16 protein-coding genes and 2 tRNA genes are annotated in these 20,630 nt (G+C 66.6%); 15 read left to right on the forward strand and 3 right to left on the reverse strand.

What is annotated here, in order from left to right:
- Positions 1–126 precede the first annotated feature (126 nt).
- The 11 genes from BS38_RS0115360 (at position 127) to BS38_RS0115410 (ending at position 13,743) form a co-directional block, all read left to right on the forward strand.
- Positions 127–2,922: an ABC transporter permease gene (locus BS38_RS0115360; RefSeq protein ID WP_028271614.1), complete on the forward strand. Its 2,796-nt coding sequence runs from the start codon at positions 127–129 to the stop codon at positions 2,920–2,922.
- A complete protein-coding gene (locus BS38_RS0115365) occupies positions 2,919–3,674 on the forward strand; it encodes an ABC transporter ATP-binding protein (protein ID WP_028271615.1) in 756 nt (251 codons plus the stop codon). Before BS38_RS0115360 ends, BS38_RS0115365 begins: the two co-directional genes overlap by 4 nt.
- A 65-nt stretch (positions 3,675–3,739) precedes the next feature.
- Positions 3,740–5,299 carry a methionine--tRNA ligase gene (gene metG / locus BS38_RS0115370; protein ID WP_028271616.1) on the forward strand — a complete coding sequence of 520 codons (1,560 nt, stop codon included), beginning with the start codon at positions 3,740–3,742 and terminating at the stop codon, positions 5,297–5,299.
- A 414-nt stretch (positions 5,300–5,713) separates the two neighbouring features.
- Entirely contained in the window at positions 5,714–6,466 is a 753-nt protein-coding gene (locus tag BS38_RS0115375) for a hypothetical protein (RefSeq protein ID WP_156037147.1), read from the forward strand.
- Between the two features lie 88 nt (positions 6,467–6,554).
- Complete coding sequence (locus BS38_RS0115380) at positions 6,555–7,361, forward strand: class F sortase (protein WP_028271618.1); 807 nt, start codon at positions 6,555–6,557, stop codon at positions 7,359–7,361.
- A gap of 82 nt (positions 7,362–7,443) precedes the next feature.
- Complete coding sequence (locus tag BS38_RS0115385) at positions 7,444–8,496, forward strand: 3-isopropylmalate dehydrogenase (protein ID WP_028271619.1); 1,053 nt, start codon at positions 7,444–7,446, stop codon at positions 8,494–8,496.
- Between the two features lie 102 nt (positions 8,497–8,598).
- Positions 8,599–9,711, forward strand: coding sequence for a branched-chain amino acid aminotransferase (locus BS38_RS0115390; protein WP_011692370.1), 1,113 nt, complete (start codon positions 8,599–8,601; stop codon positions 9,709–9,711).
- Positions 9,712–9,802: 91 nt separating this feature from the next.
- Positions 9,803–10,585 carry an MBL fold metallo-hydrolase gene (locus tag BS38_RS0115395; protein WP_028271620.1) on the forward strand — a complete coding sequence of 261 codons (783 nt, stop codon included), beginning with the start codon at positions 9,803–9,805 and terminating at the stop codon, positions 10,583–10,585.
- Between the two features lie 84 nt (positions 10,586–10,669).
- Positions 10,670–11,446, forward strand: coding sequence for a fumarylacetoacetate hydrolase family protein (locus BS38_RS0115400; RefSeq protein WP_028271621.1), 777 nt, complete (start codon positions 10,670–10,672; stop codon positions 11,444–11,446).
- Positions 11,447–11,491: 45 nt separating this feature from the next.
- Complete coding sequence (gene gltX / locus BS38_RS0115405) at positions 11,492–13,006, forward strand: glutamate--tRNA ligase (RefSeq protein WP_028271622.1); 1,515 nt, start codon at positions 11,492–11,494, stop codon at positions 13,004–13,006.
- Positions 13,006–13,743: an HAD family hydrolase gene (locus tag BS38_RS0115410; protein WP_028271623.1), complete on the forward strand. Its 738-nt coding sequence runs from the start codon at positions 13,006–13,008 to the stop codon at positions 13,741–13,743. The genes gltX and BS38_RS0115410 overlap by 1 nt, the downstream gene beginning before the upstream one ends.
- 47 nt (positions 13,744–13,790) lie before the next feature.
- Here BS38_RS0115410 and BS38_RS0115415 read toward each other — a convergent pair whose 3' ends face one another.
- Positions 13,791–15,185 carry a hypothetical protein gene (locus tag BS38_RS0115415; protein ID WP_028271624.1) on the reverse strand — a complete coding sequence of 465 codons (1,395 nt, stop codon included), beginning with the start codon at positions 15,183–15,185 and terminating at the stop codon, positions 13,791–13,793.
- A gap of 347 nt (positions 15,186–15,532) precedes the next feature.
- Between BS38_RS0115415 and BS38_RS0115420 the strand changes: the two genes are divergently transcribed.
- From BS38_RS0115420 to BS38_RS0115435, 4 genes are all read left to right on the forward strand, one after another.
- Positions 15,533–15,604 (forward strand) — tRNA-Gln (locus BS38_RS0115420).
- A 128-nt stretch (positions 15,605–15,732) separates the two neighbouring features.
- Positions 15,733–15,808, forward strand: a tRNA-Glu gene (locus tag BS38_RS0115425).
- A gap of 140 nt (positions 15,809–15,948) precedes the next feature.
- Positions 15,949–17,730, forward strand: a complete 1,782-nt coding sequence (locus tag BS38_RS0115430; protein ID WP_043438890.1) for a dynamin family protein — start codon at positions 15,949–15,951, stop codon at positions 17,728–17,730.
- Complete coding sequence (locus BS38_RS0115435; protein ID WP_028271626.1) at positions 17,727–19,346, forward strand: GTPase; 1,620 nt, start codon at positions 17,727–17,729, stop codon at positions 19,344–19,346. Before BS38_RS0115430 ends, BS38_RS0115435 begins: the two co-directional genes overlap by 4 nt.
- Here the strand turns inward: BS38_RS0115435 and BS38_RS0115440 are convergent.
- Together BS38_RS0115440 and BS38_RS0115445 are read right to left on the reverse strand one after the other, a co-directional pair.
- Positions 19,343–19,888, reverse strand: a complete 546-nt coding sequence (locus tag BS38_RS0115440; RefSeq protein WP_028271627.1) for a DUF1697 domain-containing protein — start codon at positions 19,886–19,888, stop codon at positions 19,343–19,345. The two genes, BS38_RS0115435 and BS38_RS0115440, sit on opposite strands and share 4 nt — an antisense overlap.
- Positions 19,889–19,901: 13 nt before the next feature.
- Positions 19,902–20,621, reverse strand: a complete 720-nt coding sequence (locus BS38_RS0115445; RefSeq protein ID WP_011692361.1) for an IclR family transcriptional regulator — start codon at positions 20,619–20,621, stop codon at positions 19,902–19,904.
- Positions 20,622–20,630: the final 9 nt, after the last annotated feature.

A 20,630-nucleotide genomic window follows, 5' to 3' on the forward strand; every position in this document is an offset into this window, starting at 1 on the left:
GTCCGATTTTCGGATCCGGCCGGCAGACCGGCCATTATTTTTTGCACACCCGGCAGGGGACGCCTTCACATCCGTTAGGTGTGGACAGAGGTGTGCGCTCACGCAATCCAGCTTTCAGGGAGCCCAATGAACGCCGTCCAGAGGTTCATCAGAAGCCGAGTGCTTTTGCTGACCGCGGCCATTTTGATCGTCGCCATGTGCCTGTCCGTCCTCGTCCAGGGCCAGTCACAGGCGGCGCTCAACCGAACAGTCGACCAGAATTCCCGCGGACTTTATGACATCCTCGTCCAGGCCAAGGCAGGTTCCGGCGGCGCACTCATGCAGCCGGAAATCGCCAACGGCCAGGGCGGCATCAGCTTCGATCAGCTGGATGGCATCAGGAAGCTCACCGGCACCTCCGTGGCGGCCCCCATCAGCCTCGTCTCACGGGTATCGCAGAACCTCGAAGCGCCGCGGCTTGACGCCATGGACTACCTGGGATTCAACGCCGGCCTGGTGGGCACGGCGACCGCAGGGGAGCCCGGCGGAACCGACCCCGGCAAGTGGCCGGCAGCGCAATCGGTCCTCACTGACGAGGCCAAGAAATACCGCGTGACGGCCAGCGCCGTCAGCTCCGACGGCCAGTCGGAACAGACCCTGTTCAAGTCCATGGCCGAGGGTTCCCTCGGCAAGGCCAAGCTCGTCGAAGAGCAGACCGCCGGCGGCAAGAGCATCCGCATCGCGGGCGCCGACGGGGAAACGGGCATCAAGTTCCCGGCCCCCGCGGGCGGCTCCGAACACAACCTGTTCAACCTCTCGGTATCGCTGCCGCTGGCGCCGCAGGTGACGGAGTCCGTCGTCGCCGTCGACCCGGTGTCCGAGCGGGCCCTCCTGGGCACCGCAGGCGACTTCCTCGCACCGCTCGAAAAGGCGCCGCCGGCAGATGCACGGAACGCCGGAGCGATCGGCCGGCACTTCGAAAGCCTGTTCACCACGGGAATCAGCATGGAGGAACTGGAAGAGGGGCCCGACTTCCTCGGCGTCAAGCTCAAGTACTGGGCACCCCTGATGACCCAGTACCAGCAGGCCAAGCGCGCCGGCCAGCTCACGGCCGATTCCCAGGCGATCCCGCTGATCGTCCGCTCCGGCACCTCCCTCGACCTCAAGTACTCGGTCAAGATCGAGGAAATCGACGACTCCGGAAACGTGGTCAAAGACGTGGGCACGGTGACCCGTTCGCTGGACAAGGACTACCTTCCGTTCGTTTCCAAGTCGCCGTTCGCCCTGTCCTGGCCGGGCTCGCAGGACTTCTCCCAGCTGCTGGGGAACACCGGCAACTTCAGCCAGGGCCTCTACAACCCGGCAACGTGGAGCACCGCCTTCGCGTCCGCCCCCAAGTACACCGACGGTGCCACTGCCGGCAACGGAGCCGTGGACAAGACCGCCACACCGGGGGAGTGGGTGACCGTCAACCGCCTTCCGGAGAAGGGTGCCGGCGGAGCGCCCGTCGACCAGACCCAGCGCGAGCCTGTTGACGAACGTTCCTACCGCGACAGCCTGGAGACCGGCACCAAGGTCGCCGCGCCGCTGGCCATGGTTTACGGCACGTTCGACGCCGAGAAGGTTAAGGAAGCCGCCGGGGACATCAACCGGCTGCCCCTGGGCGGCTACGATCCGTCGCCGCTCACCCTGACCGAGGACGCCCAGGGCAAGAAGGTGGAGAACACCGAACTCAAGCCGTCACTGAGCGCCACGGGACTGGTCAGCCAGTCTGCCGGTGCGATCACCGACTACTACGGCCTCGCCGCCGCCCGGGGATTCGAACAGAACGCTTCGGTCATCGACGCAGTCCGCGTCAAGGCCAAGGCGCCGGGCAGCTGGAAGGAGTCCCAGCCGGAGGTCGAGAAGCTTGCGGACGAAATCCGCGACATGGGCCTCGAAGCGACGGTTGTTGCCGGCTCGGCGCGTGAAGACGCCAACATTTTCGTTCCCGGATACTCCAAAGACGGCGCCGGCAAGGAATCCCCGCTGGGCACCGTCACCCAGTCGTGGGTCCGCCAGGATGCGGCCGACGCCGTGTCCGGTTCCCTGACCGGTACGAATGTGACGCTGCTGTTCCTCACTCTGTGCGGTGCCGCGTTGCTGACTGGTGCCTCCACGGTCAGCTACATCCGCCAGCGCCGCCGCGAGGCCGGCACCCTGCGGGCCATGGGTTGGACGCAGAACAGGATCCGCAGCTGGGTCCTCGCCGAGTTCGGCGTGGGAGCGGCCATGCTGGCAATTGCCGGCACCATCCTGAGCCTGGTCAGCTGGAACCTCGCTACGGTCATTGTTTCCGCCTCTGTGCTGGTGCTCTACGCTGCCGCAGCCTACTTCGCGGCCCGGCAGCTGAGGCACCGTGACGAGATCGACCAGGAGCCGCAGCACGACGAGCGGCTGATCGCCGTCGACTCCCCGCTCACGTTCGCCAACCGCCAGCTGAGCACCAACAAATTCAACACCATCTCGCTGGCCGTGGCAGTAGGCGTTTTTGGTGCGGCCGTCGGCGGCCTGATCGCCCTGCTGATCGACATCCCGAGAGCCGCCGGCGCCAGTGCCCTCAGCGGCCTCGCTGCCGCCAGCGTGGCGCTGCCCAGCATCGTCCTGGCGCTCTCCGGCGTAGCTGTGGGCCTGGTGCTGACCCTTGTCACCGGACGCTTCGAGCTCCAGGCCAAGCGCCAGTACCTCGGCACGCTCGAAGCCATGGGCTGGAACCCGGACATGCTCGGCCAGGTCCGGCTGTTCGAAAACGCCCTCGTGGGCACGGTGGCCCTGCCGCTGGGCGTGGTCGGCGCCCTCGGCATCGGCCTCCTGCTCGCTCCCTATGCCGCGCTCTGGGCCGCCCTGGCCGGACTCGTGGCTGTACTTTGCTGGATTCCAATTGCAACGAAAGTGGTCCAATGAACAACGACCTGAATCTCGACCGGATTCCCCAGGATGACGCCGGGGACGGCTCGCTCCAGACCCGTGCCAACACCATCCTGAAGGCCGCAGACCACGGGACCCCGCTGGAACTGAGCAACATCACCATCCGCTACGGCGGCCAGAAGGGCGGAGCCGACGCCGTCAACGTCGTCGAAGGCTTTGACCTGACCCTCCACGCCGGGGAAATGCACTGCGTCGCCGGCCGAAGCGGTTCCGGCAAGACCAGTATCCTGACCGTCGGAGCAGGCCTTACCCTGCCGACGTCGGGCCGGGTGTACTGGGAGGGCCAGTCCCTCGAGAGCATGGGCGACGACGAAATCGCCGACCGCCGCCGGGCACTGATCGGCTACGTGGACCAGGGCGGCGCGCTGATTGACGGCATGAGCGCACTGGAGAACGTCCTGCTGCCGGCCGTGCCGGACGGCGAAGTGGACCAGCGCCGCGACATGGCAAAGGACCTCCTGGACCTTGTCGGCCTGGGGCGGCGGATGCGCCACCGTCCGGCCCAGCTGTCCGGCGGCGAGCGTCAGCGCGTGGCGATCGCACGTGCCCTGATCCTGGGCACCCGCGTCCTGGTGGTCGACGAACCGACGGCGAGCCTGGACCGTACCTCGGCCAACCGCATCATCAGCATCCTGAAGGACACCACGTCCGACGGAATTGCCGTGCTGGTGGCGTCACATGACCACGAACTTGTCCGGCTCAGCGATACCCTGACCGAACTGATCTAGATTTAGGGGTAGCGTTCCACCAGCTCCCGGCCCGCACCGCTTCCGAAAAAAGGTAACTTCCCAGAGTGTCGTCTTCAGCCCAGACCCCGTTCTACATCACCACCGCCATTACGTACCCCAACGGCGTGCCGCACATCGGCCATGCCTACGAGTACATTGCCACCGACGCAATGGCCCGGTTCAAGCGCCTGGACGGTTACGACGTTTTCTTCCTGACCGGCACGGATGAGCACGGCATGAAGATCGCGCAGACGGCCGACAAGGAAGGCATCACGCCCAAGGAGCTGGTGGATCGGAACGCCGAAATCTACAAGGCCGCCCACTCCGCCCTGGGAATCTCGTACGACCGCTTCATCCGCACCACGGACGAGGACCACTACGCCGCTTCCCAGGCCATCTGGAAGAAGATGGAGGCCAACGGGGACATCTACCTGTCCAAGTACGAGGGCTGGTACTCGGTCCGCGATGAGGCCTACTACGTTGAAGACGAGACCGTCGTCAAGGAAGACGGCCTCCGCTACTCGCGCGAGACGGACACCGAGCTGACCTGGACGGCCGAGGAAAGCTACTTCTTCCGGCTCTCCGCCTACCAGGACAAGCTGCTGGCACTGTACGAGGCACACCCTGAGTTCGGTGCCCCGCAGTCCCGCTTCAACGAGGTCATCAGCTTCGTCAAGCGGGGGCTGGAAGACCTCTCCATCAGCCGCACGACGTTCGACTGGGGTGTTCCGGTTCCCGGTAACGACAAGCACGTGATGTATGTGTGGGTGGATGCGCTGACCAACTACCTGACCGGCGTGGGCTACCCGGACGTCGATTCGGAGTCGTTCCGGAAGTTCTGGCCGGCGGACGTCCACGTGATCGGCAAGGACATTTCGCGATTCCACGCCATTTACTGGCCGGCGTTCCTCATGAGCGCCGGGCTGGAGCTGCCCAAGCGGATCATGATCCACGGGTTCCTGAACAACAACGGCGTCAAGATGTCCAAGTCGCTGGGCAACGTGGTGGCTCCGTCGGACTTCGTGGCACAGTACGGCCTGGACCAGGTGCGCTTCTTCTTCCTGCGTGAGGTGCCTTTCGGCGCGGACGGGAGCTACAGCCACGAAGCCATTGTGGGCAGGATGAACTCCGACCTCGCCAACAACTTCGGCAACCTGGCACAGCGCTCATTGTCGATGGTCGCCAAGAACTGCGAGGGCCGGGTCCCGGTTCCCGGCGCATTCACAGCGGAGGATTCCGCGCTGCTGGCGCAGGCCAACGGCCTCCTGGAGGCCGCCCGGGCCGCGTTCGAGAAGCAGGAATTCAGCCGTGCCCTGGAAGCGATCTGGGGCGTCCTTGGCGACACCAACGCGTACTTCGCCGAGCAGGCGCCTTGGGTGCTGCGGAAGACCGACGTCGAGCGCATGAACACGGTGCTGTTCGTGACGCTTGAGGTGCTCAGGATCGTTGCGATCCTGGTCCAGCCGGTTATGCCGACGGCGTCCGCCGCCCTCCTGGAAACGCTCGGCCAGCACGACGGCGACGCCCGCCTGTTCACGGCGGTCGCCGTGCCGCTCGTCCCCGGCACCGAGCTCCCTGCCCCGGCCCCGATTTTCCCGAAGTACGAGGAACCAGCCGAAGCGTAGTACTTCCGGACGCCCTGTCGTCCCGCCATAGTTACCCCGGCGCTCCCTCGCTTGCCGCAGCAAGCGGGGGAGCGTTTTTGTGCCCGCTGTTATCCCGGAGCGTGGCCCGGGGCGCGGTAGCAAGGGTCCAGGTATCCAAGTAGTCAGCCGTATGCGTGCGAGTGAATATTTTCACGAAGCAGGTAATTGATACCTGTGCCAGTTTGAGTAAACGCGTACCTGTTACTCGGGTTTAACCGGAGCGGCAAACCTAGCCTGAAAAGGCAAGCGAACTGATGACACTGTCTGGGGAGTAACTGTCGCCTTCACTTCGCTGTTTGAGGTCTCACACAGGTTTTGTTTTCACTGGTCTCGAAGACGGTTACTCCGCGCAGTCTGGTCAGTTCGAATCGGATTGGTATGGAGGGACCGAACATGAAACGGACAATAGCCACTCTGGGGGTGGTGGGCCTCGGCATTATGGGGGCCACAGTGGCGGCTTACGCCGCGCCACCGTCCAGCGACGAAAACAGCATTATCATCTGCCACGCCAAGGGCGGATCCGGGAGCTATACGGCGGTGGAAGTCAGTGTCAACGGGCTTTCGGGACACAGCGGGCACGCTGACGACGTTGTCCCGCAGAACAATGGCACCACGCTGCCGGGCGGCCAGAACCTGACAACGGCGAACCTGGCGCTCCTCGCCCAGGGCTGTGTGGCAGGGGGTGTGGTTCCGACAACTCCGCCGCCGCCTCCGCCTACGGACGAGCCGACGGACGAGCCGACTCCGACGGATGAGCCGACTCCGACGGATGAGCCGACGGACGAGCCGACTCCGACGGATAGCCCGACGCCGTCAGATACGCCGTCGGCGACCCCGACGCCGTCGGATACATCGTCGGCGACCCCGACGACGCCTGCGGTGGTGACCGTGGTGGTGCCGCCGGCAACCACACCGGCGGCCGTCACCCCGGCGCCCGCCGCAGTGACCCCGGTTGCGTCAACACCCCTGGGGGCTGCCGCAGCGTCCGTTCCGGCAGCGAGCAACACGGGCTACAACGTCCAGACGGCCGTTGGCTCCCCGGGCGGAATTCCCGCCTGGCTGTCCATCCTGACCGGCCTCTTTGCCGCTGCAGGAGCGTGGGTGCTCGTGAAGAGCGGCCTGCGGTCCCGCGGAGCAAGCAGCTAGGACAGTAAACCCGGGGCGGGTGCCGTGACCTTACGGCACCCGTCCTCCGGTTTTGGCATCACCTTCCCAAAATCTTCAGGAGCCCCGCATGGTCTGTCACGTCCGGAACCGGCACCGGCATGCCGCCCGCATCCGCGGCCTGGTTCTTAGCAGCAGGGACCTTCTGGTGCTGGCATTCTGCGTGGCGGGGATTCTCGGGGCGTGGCTGGCATACGGCGTGACCGGAGCCGGGGACCACGGAGCATCCGCTGCCGGGGAACCGGCGGCCATCGTCCTGTCCGGGCGCTTGCCGGATCCGCTGGCGCCGGCCACGGTGCCTGCCGCCGAAGCGGCGGCCGCCGAGTCCGTTGCAACGTCGGATCCAGTTGCCTTGCCCGCCGTGCCGGCGCCGGCCGCACCGTTGGCCGCCGGCGGGTCGCCCGCGGCACCGCCTGCTCCTTCCTATCCCGCCGCGGCGGCACCCCGGCGCATCATCTACCCGGCCGCCGGCATGGACGTTGTGGTGCATCCGCTCGAACCGGAGTCCGTGGACGCCGCAAGCCACAGCATCGTGCCACCGGAGACGATGGATGGCTACTGGCTTGCAAACCTGGGGATGCCCGGGACCGGCTCCGTGAATACCAGCTATGTCATCGGCCACAGCTGGGAGGGGCTCGACGCGCCGTTCAACCACTTGAGTTCCGCCGCGGCGGCCGGGGACGAACTCACAGTCACGACCTCAACCGGCGCCATGACCTACCGGGTGGACTCGGTGACCACGTACACGAAGGCCACCTTGAAGGACAGCCCCATCTGGGCGGTGGTCCCCAACCGGCTGGTCCTGATCAGCTGCTACACGGAGGATCCGTGGGGTAAGAACGTTGCCGTGGTCGCGTCGCCCGTGGCAGGCCGCTGACACGCACCATTCCGGGCTGCCGATGTGTTCGAATATTGAGACGACTTGACCATCATGTGGATGGCTTGGCTACCCTGAAAAGATGAGCGCATCCACGATAAATCTTGCTGTCATTCCCGGCGACGGCATCGGCCCCGAAGTCATCGCCGAAGCGTTGAAAGTGTTGGAGAAGGTTGTAGCCGCCGAAGGCGTCACGCTGGACCAGACCCACTACAAGCTGGGAGCCCAGCATTGGCTTGAGACGGGCGAGACCCTTCCGGAGGAAGTGCTCAGCGATCTCCGCACCCGGGATGCCATCCTGTTCGGCGCCGTCGGTGCTGCCCCCGGTGACACCCGGATCCCGTCCGGCATCATCGAACGGGAGATGCTCCTGAAGCTTCGCTTCAGCCTGGACCACTTCGTCAACCTGCGACCGTCACGCCTCTTCGGCACCGTCGGCAGCCCGCTGGCCAATCCCGGCGACATTGATTTCATCGTGGTCCGCGAAGGCACCGAAGGTCCATATGTAGGCAACGGCGGTACCCTGCGTGCCGGGACCAGGCACGAGGTTGCCACCGAGGTTTCGCTGAACACGGCCCACGGCGTGGAACGGGTTGTCCGGGACGCCTTCCGCCGGGCGAGCGAACGCCCGCGCAAGCACGTCACCCTGGTCCACAAGCACAACGTCCTGGTTTTCGCCGGCCACTTGTGGAAGCGCACGGTTGAAGCGGTGGCGCAGGAATTCCCGGACGTCACCCACGACTACCTGCACATCGATGCAGCCACGATCTTCATGGTCACGGACCCGGCACGCTTCGACGTCATCGTCACGGACAACCTCTTCGGCGACATAATCACCGACCTCGCCGCCGCAGTCACCGGCGGCATCGGCCTCGCAGCCTCCGGCAACATCAACATGGAACGCACCGCCCCGTCCATGTTTGAACCCGTGCACGGATCCGCCCCCGATATTGCCGGCCAGCAAAAAGCCGATCCCACGGCGGCGATCCTGTCGGCGGCACTGCTCCTGGACCACCTGGGCTATGCCGAGGCGGCAAAGAAGATCGAAGCGGCAGTCATTGCCGACGTCGAAACCCGGGATGGCCGGGAGCGTACCACCAGCGCGATCGGTGACGCTATCGCCGCCGCCGTTTAGGGCCACGCATCGGGCGTAAGCTAGTTTCGAATCACCAATAATGCTGCCGTGGTCCGACGCTGAACCACGTTCACACACCAGGCAGCCGACCGTGGAGGAACCATGACTCAGACTGCCCATGGCGTCGAATTCACCCATCAGCCTTCGGTAACCCCGAAGTCTGCTGAAGAGCGAGCAGCCATCCTGGCGAACCCGGGTTTCGGCAACTATTTCACCGACCACACTGCGATTGTCGACTACAGCGTCGACGAGAACGGCAAGGGCGGCTGGCATGACGCGCGCATCGAGGCATACGGTCCCATCTCGCTTGACCCGTCAGCGGCGGTGCTGCACTACGGCCAGGAGATCTTCGAGGGCCTCAAGGCCTACCGGCATGCCGACGGGTCGGTCTGGACCTTCCGTCCGGAGGCCAACGCCGCCCGGCTGAACAAGTCCGCCCGCCGGCTGGCGCTGCCGGAGCTTCCGGAAGAGTACTTCCTCGGCGCCATCCGCGAACTCGTGCAGGCCGACCGTGAGTGGGTTCCGGCGGGCGACGGCGAGGCGCTCTACCTGCGCCCGTTCATGATCGCCACCGAAGCGTTCCTGGGCGTCCGCGCGGCCAGGGAAGTCTCCTTCCGCGTGATTGCATCACCGGCCGGAAACTACTTCGGCGGCGAGCTGAAGCCCGTGTCGATCTGGATCTCCCGGGAGTATGCACGCGCTGGCCGCGGCGGCACCGGTGCGGCCAAGTGCGGCGGCAACTACGCAGCCTCCCTCATCGCCCAGCAGGAGGCCGAGGCCCACGGCTGCAAGCAGGTCCTTTTCCTGGACCAGTTCAATGACAACGCCGTGGAAGAACTCGGCGGCATGAACGTCTTCTTCGTGATGAAGGACGGCTCGCTGGTCACCCCCGCGCTGACCGGGACCATCCTGGAAGGCGTCACCCGGATGTCCGTCATGCAGGTGGCCAAGGACATGGGCCGCACCGTCACCGAGCGCAAGATCACCCTGGACGAATGGCGGGACGGCGTCGCCTCGGGCGAGATCACGGAGGTCTTCGCCTGTGGAACTGCCGCTGTCATCACGCCCATCGGAGTACTCAAGGACGCCACCGAGTTCATCGGCTCCGAGGATGCGAAGGCGGGGGAGACCACCATGGCCATCCGCGAGCAGCTTCTTGGCATCCAGACGGGCACCGTCGAGGACACCCACGGCTGGCTGACGCGCCTCGCCTGAGATTCCCCACTTTCCTGACGCACGACGCCGGGTGGGTCGCAATCGAAGCGGCCCACCCGGCGTCGTGCGTTAACAATGCGAAGATGGACGGGTGAATCCCGAAATCTTTCCGTCGATTCGTCCGGCCAGCGACCTGACACGGTTCCGGCTTGCCCCCAACCCCGGCCCCATGAGCCTGGACGGGACCAATTCCTACCTGCTGGGCAGCCCCGGTGCGGGCAGCACCGTCGTGGTGGACCCCGGGCCGCTGGATGAACAGCACCTGCAGGAACTTGCCGGGGCAGGGAGGGTGGAGCTTATCCTCATCACCCACCGTCATGCGGACCATACGGCGGCGGCCGCGCGCTTCCACGAACTCACGGGGGCGCCGGTGCGCGCAGCGGATGCAGGGCACTGCCACGGAGGGATTCCCCTGGCTGACGGCGAAACCATCCTCGCGGCGGGGGTTGAGATCCGTGTCATTGCCACGCCCGGCCACACCTCCGATTCGCTCTGTTTTCACCTGCCCGCCGACGGCCGGCACGGATCGGTGCTGACCGGCGACACCATCCTGGGCCGCGGCACCACGGTGCTGGACTTTCCGGACGGGAAACTGGGCGACTACCTGGCAACCCTCGACAGACTCGAAGGGATTGGGCCGGCCACCGTGCTGCCCGGGCACGGAGCCGTGCTCCCGGCGCTCGATGCAGTAGTCCGTGCCTACCGGAACCACCGGCACGAACGGCTCGCGCAGATCCGGGCCGCCCTGGCGGACCTTGGTCCCTCTGCGGGAGTGGGCGAAATCACTGATGCCGTCTATACGGATATCGAGCCCGCCGTCCGGGCGGCCGCGGCGAACTCCGTGGCCGCCCAGTTGGAATTCCTCCGCAGCTGAGCACCGGGATGCGAGCTCCGGCGCGGTGCTTGGGCGGCAGTGCCCGCGGCAGGACACGCGGGCGGAGACTGTACGCTAGGAACCATGCGTATCGCCCGTTTTGTAGCTGATTCTGATCCCCTCTACGGTGTTGTTGAAGGCGAGCCCGGCAGTGAGGAAGTCACTGTTATCAAGGGTGACCCCTTCTTTCACGGCGTGGAACGAACCACCCAAAAGCACAAGCTGGAGGACGTGCGGCTGCTTGCCCCCATCATTCCGCGCAGCAAAGTGGTGGGCGTGGGACGCAACTTCGTGGAGCACGCCGCGGAACTGGGCAACGAGGTCCCCAAGCAGCCGCTGCTGTTCCTCAAGCCGAACACCTCGGTGATCGGCCCCAACGATCCCATCGTGCTTCCGGAATTCTCCGAGGAAGTCTCCTTCGAGGCCGAGCTCTGCGTCGTCATCGGCCGGATCTGCAAGGACGTGCCCGAGGACCGCGTGGATGACGTCATCTTCGGCTACACCTGCGGCAACGACCTCACCGCCCGCGACGTTCAGAAGACGGACCTGCAGTGGGCCCGGGCCAAGGGCTTTGACACGTCGGCGCCGCTGGGCCCGTGGATCGAAACCGAGCTGGACACCGAGGACCTCCGGATCCAGGGCCGGCTCAACGGGGAGCTGCGCCAGGACGGCAGCACAAGCCAGATGATCCGGGGCGTCCGCGAGCTCGTCTCGGTAGTCTCCCAGGCCTTCACGCTGCTTCCCGGCGACGTGATCATGACCGGTACACCGGCTGGCGTGGGCGTGGTTGCGGCCGGCGACCGCTTTGAGGTGGAGATCGAAGGCATCGGCCGCCTGTCCAACCCGATCGTCCGGCGCTAGCGGCGAGGCCCGGCCCCCCGGGCAGGCGGTAAAGTTGGAGTCACTATGACTACTCCTTCTGTGTCCAACGCCGTCTCCAGTCCTGCCGTCACCGCCGAAACCCCGGTCCGGGTGCGGTTCTGCCCGTCCCCCACGGGCACGCCGCACGTCGGCCTGATCCGTACGGCGCTGTTCAACTGGGCGTACGCCCGGCATACCCAGGGAACCTTCGTTTTCCGCATCGAGGACACGGACGCGGCGCGGGACTCGGAGGAGAGCTACGAGCAGTTGCTCGAGGCCTTGAAGTGGCTGGGCATCTCGTGGGAAGAGGGCGTGGAAACGGGCGGACCGCACGAGCCCTACCGCCAGTCGCAGCGCCTGGATCTCTACAAGGACGTCGTGGCCAAGCTGCTGGAAGCCGGCTACGCCTACGAGTGCTACTCCTCCCCGGATGAAGTTGAGGCGCGCCACCGTGCCGCCGGCCGCGACCCCAAGCTCGGCTACGACAACTTCGACCGCGACCTCAGCGCCGAGCAGGTGGCCGCGTTCAAGGCGGAAGGCCGCGAACCGGTACTCCGTGTCCGCATGCCCGATGAGGACGTCACCTTCACCGACATGGTCCGGGGCGAAATTACCTTCAAGGCCGGAAGCATCCCGGACTACGTGATTGTCCGCGCCGACGGCTCCCCGCTGTACACCCTGGTGAACCCGGTGGATGACGCGCTCATGGGGATCACCCACGTCCTGCGCGGCGAGGACCTGCTGTCCTCCACCCCCCGCCAGGTAGTGCTGATCCGCGCGCTGATGGACATCGGCGTCGCAAGCTACATGCCGGTGTTCGGCCACCTTCCCTATGTGATGGGCGAGGGCAACAAGAAGCTGTCCAAGCGTGATCCGCAGTCCAACCTGTTCCTGCTCCGGGACCGCGGATTCATCCCCGAAGGCCTGCTCAACTACCTTTCCCTGCTGGGGTGGAGCCTGTCCGCCGACGAAGACATTTTCACGGTGGAACAGCTCATCGAGCACTTCGACGTCCACGATGTACTGGCCAACCCGGCGCGCTTTGACATCAAGAAGGCCGAAGCGATCAACGGCACGCACATCCGGATGCTGGAAGCGGACGACTTCAGGGGCCGCCTGGTTCCGTACCTGCGCGCAGCCAACCTCGTGGGGGAGACGCTCACGGCCCGCGAAGAGGAAATCCTTGCCGAGGCAGCACCCCTGATCCAGGAGCGCATCGCCCTGCTGGGCGAGGCTCCCGAGATGATTTCCTTCCTGTTCAAGAAGGACGACGCCATCGACGTTGCGGATGACGCGCGCAAGGGGCTCCCGGAAAACCTCACCGAGGTCCTGGACGCGGCAATCTCAGCCCTCGACGCCGTGGCTGACTGGAACGCCGAGAGCATCCAGGCAGCGCTGAAGCAGGCGCTCGTGGAGGGCCTGGGCGTCAAGCCAAGGCTGGCCTTCGGCCCGGTCCGGACCGCCATTTCCGGGCGCCGGATTTCGCCGCCGCTCTTCGAGTCAATGGTGATCCTGGGCAAGGCATCCTCACTGGCCCGCCTGCACGCTTTCCGCGGCTGATGACTGCACTGCGCGGCGACGGCGGCCGTGTGCTGCACACGGGCTTTGGTGTCATCCGGGGCGTGCTGTTCGACATTGACGACACCCTGGTGGACCTCGAATACGCCATGACCACGGCGCTGCGTGATGTCAGCGAGCATCTCCTGCCCGGCCTGGACCAGGCCGGGTGGGAGAAATTCGGGCGCATCTTCACGCACGAGACCACACACTTCTACGACCGCTACCTGGCCGGGGAGCTGACGTTCAACGAGCAGCGGCTCCTCCGCGGCCGGGCCGCCCTGGGACATTTCGGGGTGGAACTGGAAGAGGGGGAGGAATCCCACGCGTGGGTTACGTCCTACGCTGCCCTGCAGCACGGCTATGTCCGGGCGTTCGAAGATGTGGCCCCTGTTCTGGACGCCCTCGACGCCGCAGGAATTCCGTACGGAGCGGTGAGCAACAACGTCCACGATTACCAGCGCGTGAAGCTGGATACTGCGGGGCTGCAGCGGATCCGGGTGCTGGTGGGCACGGACACCGTGGGCGTGCCCAAGCCGGATCCGGCCATCTACCTCGAGGGCGTACGCCTCCTTGGCAGCAATGCCGCTGAAACGCTCTATGTGGGAGACAACCGCCTGCTGGACGCGGAAGGTTCGACGGCGGCAGGCCTGCTGGGCGTATGGCTGAACCGCAGCGGTGAAACGGAGTCCGCCTTTGCCGGCCACCAGGTAGGGTCGCTCGTCGACTTGCTGGGATAGCCCCCTGCCGGTGGCCCCGCCCGGTCCGGGCCGGGCCACCGGCGTGATCACACCGGGGCGCCGGCTTTCCGCCGGTTGCGCAAGGCAACGTACGCGCCAACCGAACCAAGCCCCAGAACGCCCACCATGCCGACGGCCGTGACCGCATCGGGCTGGCCCACCATGTCGGATGGCGAGACCGCGGCCGCACTCGAGTAGAGCGTTTCCGTGCCGGCAGCCACCTTCGCGTTCCCCTCCGCGAGCTTGCCGGACCCGGTGGCAAGCTGCGTGGAACCGGAAGCGAGCTTGGTGTTGCCCTCCGAGAGCTGTGCCGCTCCGACGGCAAGGGCCTCCGAACCGCCCAGCAGGCCGGGGTTCGCGGGATCTGCCGGATCCCCCTTGATGCCGGCATTCAGGGTTCCGGTTCCAGCGGCGAGCCGGGCGGAACCTTCGGTCATGCTTGCGGCGGCCTTGAGCAGGCCCGGGCGGTCGGGGTTTCCGGGTACGCCGTCCATGCCCACCCTGATCTTGGCAGTCCCGTCGGCGAGGAGCCGGGTGCCAAGCACAACACCGGGGTTTTCCGGATCCTGGCTGTTGAGCTTGCCGCTCAGGGTGGCAAAGCCCGCGGTCAGCCTGCCGGCCCCGGCCTGCAGTTCCCCCGTGCCGTCATGGAGCCGTGAGGCGCCGGACTGCAGCTGGGCGGCGCCGGCGTCCAGCTTGTGGGCACCTGCTGTGATCTTTGCGATCTTGTCCTTGACGACCGAGAGCGGCACGAGTCCCTGCACGGGATCGTTCGCGGCAGCCTGCAGCAGCTCCAAAGCCTGCGCAAGGGCAGCGGTCCCCGTGCCTGTTTCCGGGTTGCCGTTTGCCCCGCGGTAGCCCTTGAGCTGGTCTGTTCCGGCGGCAAGCTGGCCGGCCCCTGCTTCCAGCTTCGATGCACCGGCACTGAGCCGGGTCGCGCCGTCGGCGAGGTTGTTCTCCGCGTTCCCGGATGCAGTGGGCGTCAGCGCTGCGGAGAGCTGCACCGCGCCTGCAGCCAGTTTGCCGGCACCGTCATCGACCTTGTAGACACCCGGGGCGAGCTTCGTCGTGACGTCCGTCTCGATCTTCACCGCACCGGCCGCAAGCTTCTCGGCTCCGGCCTGGAGCTGGTCCGCGCCGGGGGCCAGCTTGTCGGTGATGCCGGCGCGGACCTTCTGCGCTCCGGCGGCGAGCTTGCCGGCCCCGGTGTCTGCCAGCGTGGCGCCGGCGGCGAGCTTCCCGGCTCCGTCCTTGAGCTGATCGGCGCCTGCGGAGGCCTGGCCGGCTCCGTCCTTGAGCCTGGATGATCCTTCGGTGATGCGGCCGGTGACCACGGTGTAGAAACCCAGCAAGGCAATAAGGAGCAAAGCAAGCAGCGCTATGGCGATCTGCTGGCCGCGTGTGCGGGGGTTCGGGGGAGCAGTGGCACGACTCTGTGGCACGGTTGGTTCCTCTCGACGGTCCTGGCGGAAGCGTGTGTGGCCCCGGAAGCCTCCAGCCGTGATGCAGCTAACATTCCGAACAGGGCGTAGAACTGCCGGTCAGGCCGGCTTCGGGGAGGTTGTTACTCTGCGGTAACTTACCGAGCGTAAACTTGTTTGCCCCGGAATTGCAAGGGTTTTCTCGCGGGGCGACCCGAATCGTGCGTCATCGCAGCGGGCTGGGCGTGCAGCGGAAGGGGAGTCGGGCCCCGATTTGTGCCATCCAAAACTCTCGGGTAAAGTAATTACTCGTGCTGAGGCGCTGAGAGCGAAGGTTTAGGCCTGAAAGTCCGGCCCGAAAGTTCCATTGGGATATGGTGTAATTGGCAACACTACGGTTTCTGGTACCGTCATTCTAGGTTCGAGTCCTGGTATCCCAGCTCTGAGAAAGCTGCATTCCGATGCGGAAGATCAGGGGTTTCGAGCGGTTTATCCGATTTGAAACACTGGCTTTGTGTGTGAAATACTCACTGAGCCTGATAGCAGAAATGCTATCTGGAAAGTACGCGGCCCCATCGTATAGCGGCCTAGTACGCTGCCCTCTCACGGCGGTAACGCGGGTTCGAATCCCGCTGGGGTCACCACTGAAACGGTCCCGGGCAACAGCCCGGGGCCGTTTTGTTCTTAATTCCGGTTGTATCCTGAGCAGCCGCTGCAGCCGCTGCAGCCGCGCGGCCAGCGCCGGATTCGAGCCGGACCAGCGCTGAACTGGCATGATGAAGCTGTGACGTCACCATCTGAGAGCTCGCCCCCGGGACCTGCCGCGCAAAACACGCGGGCGGCCGCCGCCGTGGAACTGCTCGAAGCTGTGCGCACGGACCTTGGCGCGGCCCGGCTGCCGCTCGCACTGCCCGGCGCGGACGCCGCGCGCCTCGATATCCGGAACGCGCTGGCGCAGCTGGACGACTACATCCTCCCGCGCTTCCGCAGCCTGGACGCCCCGCTGCTGGCGGTGGTGGGCGGATCCACCGGTGCCGGCAAATCCACCCTGGTCAATGCACTGGTGGGCCACCCTGTTACGAGGGCGGGTGCCATCCGGCCGACCACCAGGCAGCCGATCCTGCTTCACCACCCGGCGGACGCGGCCTGGTTCGAGGACCAGCGGGTCCTGCCGAGCCTGAGCCGTATCAGGGGCACTGTTGTGGACACGCAGTTGCCCGCCAACCGGGCCGGAGCCGCGCCGGACGCTGCGTCAATATCGTCCCTGGTGCTGGTGGGGCACCCTGCCGTGCCGGAAGGAATCGCCCTCCTGGATGCTCCCGACGTCGACTCCGTCTCGGATGACAACCGGAAGCTGGCGGGCCAGCTGCTTGCCGCCGCGGATCTCTGGCTTTTCGTCACAACCGCGAACCGCTACGCCGACGCCGTTCCCTGGAAGCTGCTCCTGGACGCTGCCTCCAGGGACATCATGGTGGCAGTGGTCCTGGACCGGGTGCCGCCGGCAGCCGAGGCGGAGGTCAGCACAGACCTGCGCATGATGCTGCAGCGGGAGGGCCTGGGCGCGGCCCGCCTGTTTATCATTCCGGAGGTCACCCTCGACGGCCTCGGAATGCTGCCCGACGGGGCCGTGGAGCCGCTGGCACGCTGGGTGCGAGAACTGGCAGCGGACGCCGCCGGGAGGGCCGACATCGCCCGCCGGACCCTGAACGGCACTGTTCGTGCGCTCAGCGGCCGCGTGGCCGCGCTGGCGCAGGCTTCGCTGGAACAGCAGCAATCGCGGGATGTCCTGGCCAAGGATGCCCGAGCCGCTTATCAGGATGCTGTGGCCCGGATTCTGGACGCTACCAGGGACGGCGCCCTGCTCCGGGGCGAGGTCCTTGCCCGGTGGCAGGACTTCGTCGGCACCGGGGAGTTCTTCCGCGTCCTGGAGCAGAACATCGGGCGCATGCGGGACCGGATGGGTGCATTCTTCCGCGGTGAGCCGGCACCGGCGGTCAAGGTCGAAACAGCCATTGAAACCGGACTCCAGGCGGTCATCATCGACGAAGCCGCCACTGCGGCCGAGGACGCCGACCAGCGCTGGCGCTCCGACCCGGCAGGACGTCAACTGCTGGGCACCGACGACCTTTCCGGCACCGGCCCCGGCTTCCCGGACAAGGTGGCCGCGGAGATCCGCGCCTGGCAGGAAGCCCTCATGGAGCTCATCCGTACGGAAGGCCAAGGCAAACGGACCCAGGCCCGGTGGCTGTCCTTCGGGGTCAACGGACTCGGGGCCGCCCTGATGATCGTCGTTTTCTCGATGACCGCAGGGCTCACCGGACTGGAAATCGGCGTGGCGGGCGGCACCGCCGTCGTCGGCCAACGGCTCCTGGAAGCGGTCTTTGGCGAGGATGCGGTCAGGCGCCTCGCGAAGACTGCGCGGGAGGACCTGAACGCGAGGTGCCACAAGCTGCTGCAGGCCGAACAGCAGCGTTTCCTGGACCGCCTCGACGTCAGCACAGGCGTATCGCCGGATGTCCTCTCGGGCCATGCCCGCGCCCTTCAGCGTCTGGCCGAGTCAGCATGAGCCGGCACAGCGGAACCAGGGAGGCCTCCCGCCTGGGCTCCCGCCTGGAAGCCCTCAACGACGCACGCGAGCTCGCCGGCGGCGTAGTGCCCGACGAGGCCCTGGACGACGTGCTCCAGGTGCTCGAGCGAGCCAGTTCCCGTCGTTCTTTGTCCTCGGACCACACGGTGGTGGGCTTCTTCGGCGCCACGGGCAGCGGTAAGTCGTCGCTCTTCAACGCGGTCAGCGGCGCGGAAATCGCGACGGCGGCGGCCCGCCGCCCCACGACGTCGGAACCGCTGGCGGGTGTCTGGGGAGCGGAGGGCAGTGAGCCGCTGCTGGACTGGCTTGGCGTCACCAGCCGGCACCATTCCGCAGCGGTACCGGGGTTCGCCGATGAATCCACCGGACTGGTCCTGCTGGACCTGCCCGATTTCGACTCAACCAAGGCCGCCAACCGGGAGATCGTCCAGCGCATGGTGGGACTGGTGGACGTCCTGGTGTGGGTGCTGGACCCGCAGAAATATGCGGACGCCGCTGTGCACAACGACTTCCTGACGCCGCTGGCTTCCCACGGAGCGGTAACGCTGGTGGTCCTCAACCAGATCGACCGGCTTCCGCCCCGGGACGTCGAGCCGGTCCTGGAGTCTCTCAAGGCCATCCTTGCCCGGGACGGACTGGGCAAGGTCCAGATCCTCGGCGCCTCTGCCCTGACTGGAACGGGAGTGGACAAAGTGCGGGCAGCCATCCGCCACGTGGTGGTGCAACGGCAGGCATTGTCGCAGCGGCTGGCCGCGGACGTCTCCAAGGCCTCGGCGCAGCTTGCGGAGGCCTCCGGGGCGGGAGAGGCTGCCGGGGTCACGGCGGGCACACGGTCGCAACTGGCGGCTGAGCTTGCGGCTGCCGCCAACGTCCAGCTGGTGGTGGACGCTGTGTCGCGGTCCTACCGGCAGGAAGCCACCCGGCGCACCGGCTGGCCGCTGACCCGGTGGCTGGTCCGGTTCCGGCCCGACCCGCTGCGGCGGCTGAACCTGCGCCGGGAGGGAGCCAGGTCCGAGGTCAACCGGACCTCGCTGCCGCCCGCGGGGGCACCGGAACGTGCCAGGACGGACGCGGCCGTCCGGGAATTCGCGGATGCAGCCAGCGCCGGAGCCCCGGGTCCCTGGCGTGCTGCCATCCGCAGCGCGGCGCGTGAAGGCCGTGACCGGTTGCCTGACGCACTTGACCAGGCTATTGCCGGCACCGAGCTGATGGCCGGCCGGAAATCGTGGTGGTGGGGACTGTTCAACGTCATCCAGTGGCTGGCCCTCGTCACGGCACTGGGCGGCCTGGCGTGGCTGGGCGTCCTGGCCGGCCTGGCGTATCTCCAGCTCCCGGTTCCCGAGGTTCCCAGGGTGGAAGGGTGGCCTGTTCCCACACTGATGATCGCCGGGGGAGCGGTGCTTGGTATTGTGCTTGCCCTCGCCGGGAAGTTCGTGGCGGCCGCCGCTGCCGGGCTGCGGGCCGCCGCGGCCGGGAAGAAGCTCAGGACCGCCGTGGCTGCGGTCGCGGACAGGCTGGTGGTGGAGCCGGTGGAGGTGGAGGTCAGCAGGCTGAAGTCCTTCAACGCCGCGTTGAAATCCGCCCGCCGCGACTAGCGGTCGTCCAGGGCCTGCGTGGCGTCGCGCACCTTGATCATGGTGCGAAGGTTGCGTGTGGTGGTTGTGGACTTGTAGCGGGCCTTGGATGACAGCTTGCTGAACGGGCTGTCCAGAGTGCCGCCCGCCGGCGCCAGCCACGCCATCGCTTGGGGGCCCAGGCGGTGCTGCTGCGTACCGTCCAGCCGGGAACCCGCCTCGTACAGCTCGTCCAGAACGGCTGTGTCCGAACTCAGCGTGACGTACGTGTGCGTCGTTTTGTCCTCAGCCGGGTACGGGCACGCCTCCACGAGCGCGGCAATGCGGTCTGCGGTCAGCACCACCACCCAGGCGTCGTAGCCAAAGGCCTTACGGAGGCAGGTTTCGACGTCCTTCTTGACCGCCGCCGCGCCGAGATCGCTGGCCATCACCACGTTGCCGCTGGCCAGCAGCGTCTTGACGCCCGCGAAACCCTGTTCGTCGAGTGCACTGCGGAGGTCCGCCATTTTGATGTTGATGCCGCCCACGTTGATGCCGCGAAGGAATACCCCATAGCTGTTCATGGGCACAGCCTACTTAGTCGTTGTTCTTACGGAGCGCCTCGGTCAGCACCCGTGCAGCGTTGCAGACGACTTCGGCGTGCAGCCGGCCGGGCTGGCGGGTCAGGCGCTCGATCGGGCCGGAAATGGAGACGGCGGCAATCACGCGTCCGGACGGTCCCCGGACCGGCGCGGAGACGGAGGCGACCCCCGGCTCGCGTTCGCCGAGGCTCTGGCCCCAGCCCCGCCGTCGTACTCCCGCCAGGACGGTGGGCGTGAAACGCGCCGCCTGCAGTCCTTCGAGCAGCCGGTCGTGGTCCTCCCACGCCAGCAGCACCTGGGCGGCGGAGCCGGCCTTCATGGAGAGCTGCGTACCCACCGGGATGGTGTCGCGGAGCCCGATGGGGCGTTCGGCCGACGCGACGCACACACGCCAGTCGCCCTGCCGGCGGAAGATCTGGGCGCTTTCGCCGGTGGCGTCGCGCAGCTGCATCAGCACCGGTCCGGCGGAAGCGATCAGCCGGTCCTCGCCGGCGGCGGAGGCGAGCTCCACCAGGCGGCTTCCCAGGACAAAGCGGCCCTGGATGTCGCGGCTCACAAGCCGGTGGTGGACCAGCGCCAGGGCAAGCCTGTGTACGGTCGGCCGGGCCAGTCCGGTGGCAGCCACCAGCTGCGCCAGAGTGGTGGGACCGGCCTCAAGTGCGTCAAGCACATGGGCCGCTTTATCGATGACACCGACTCCACTAGAATTGTCCATGTAATGATA

This window comes from Arthrobacter sp. UNC362MFTsu5.1 (assembly GCF_000685965.1).
GTDB lineage: Bacteria > Actinomycetota > Actinomycetes > Actinomycetales > Micrococcaceae > Arthrobacter.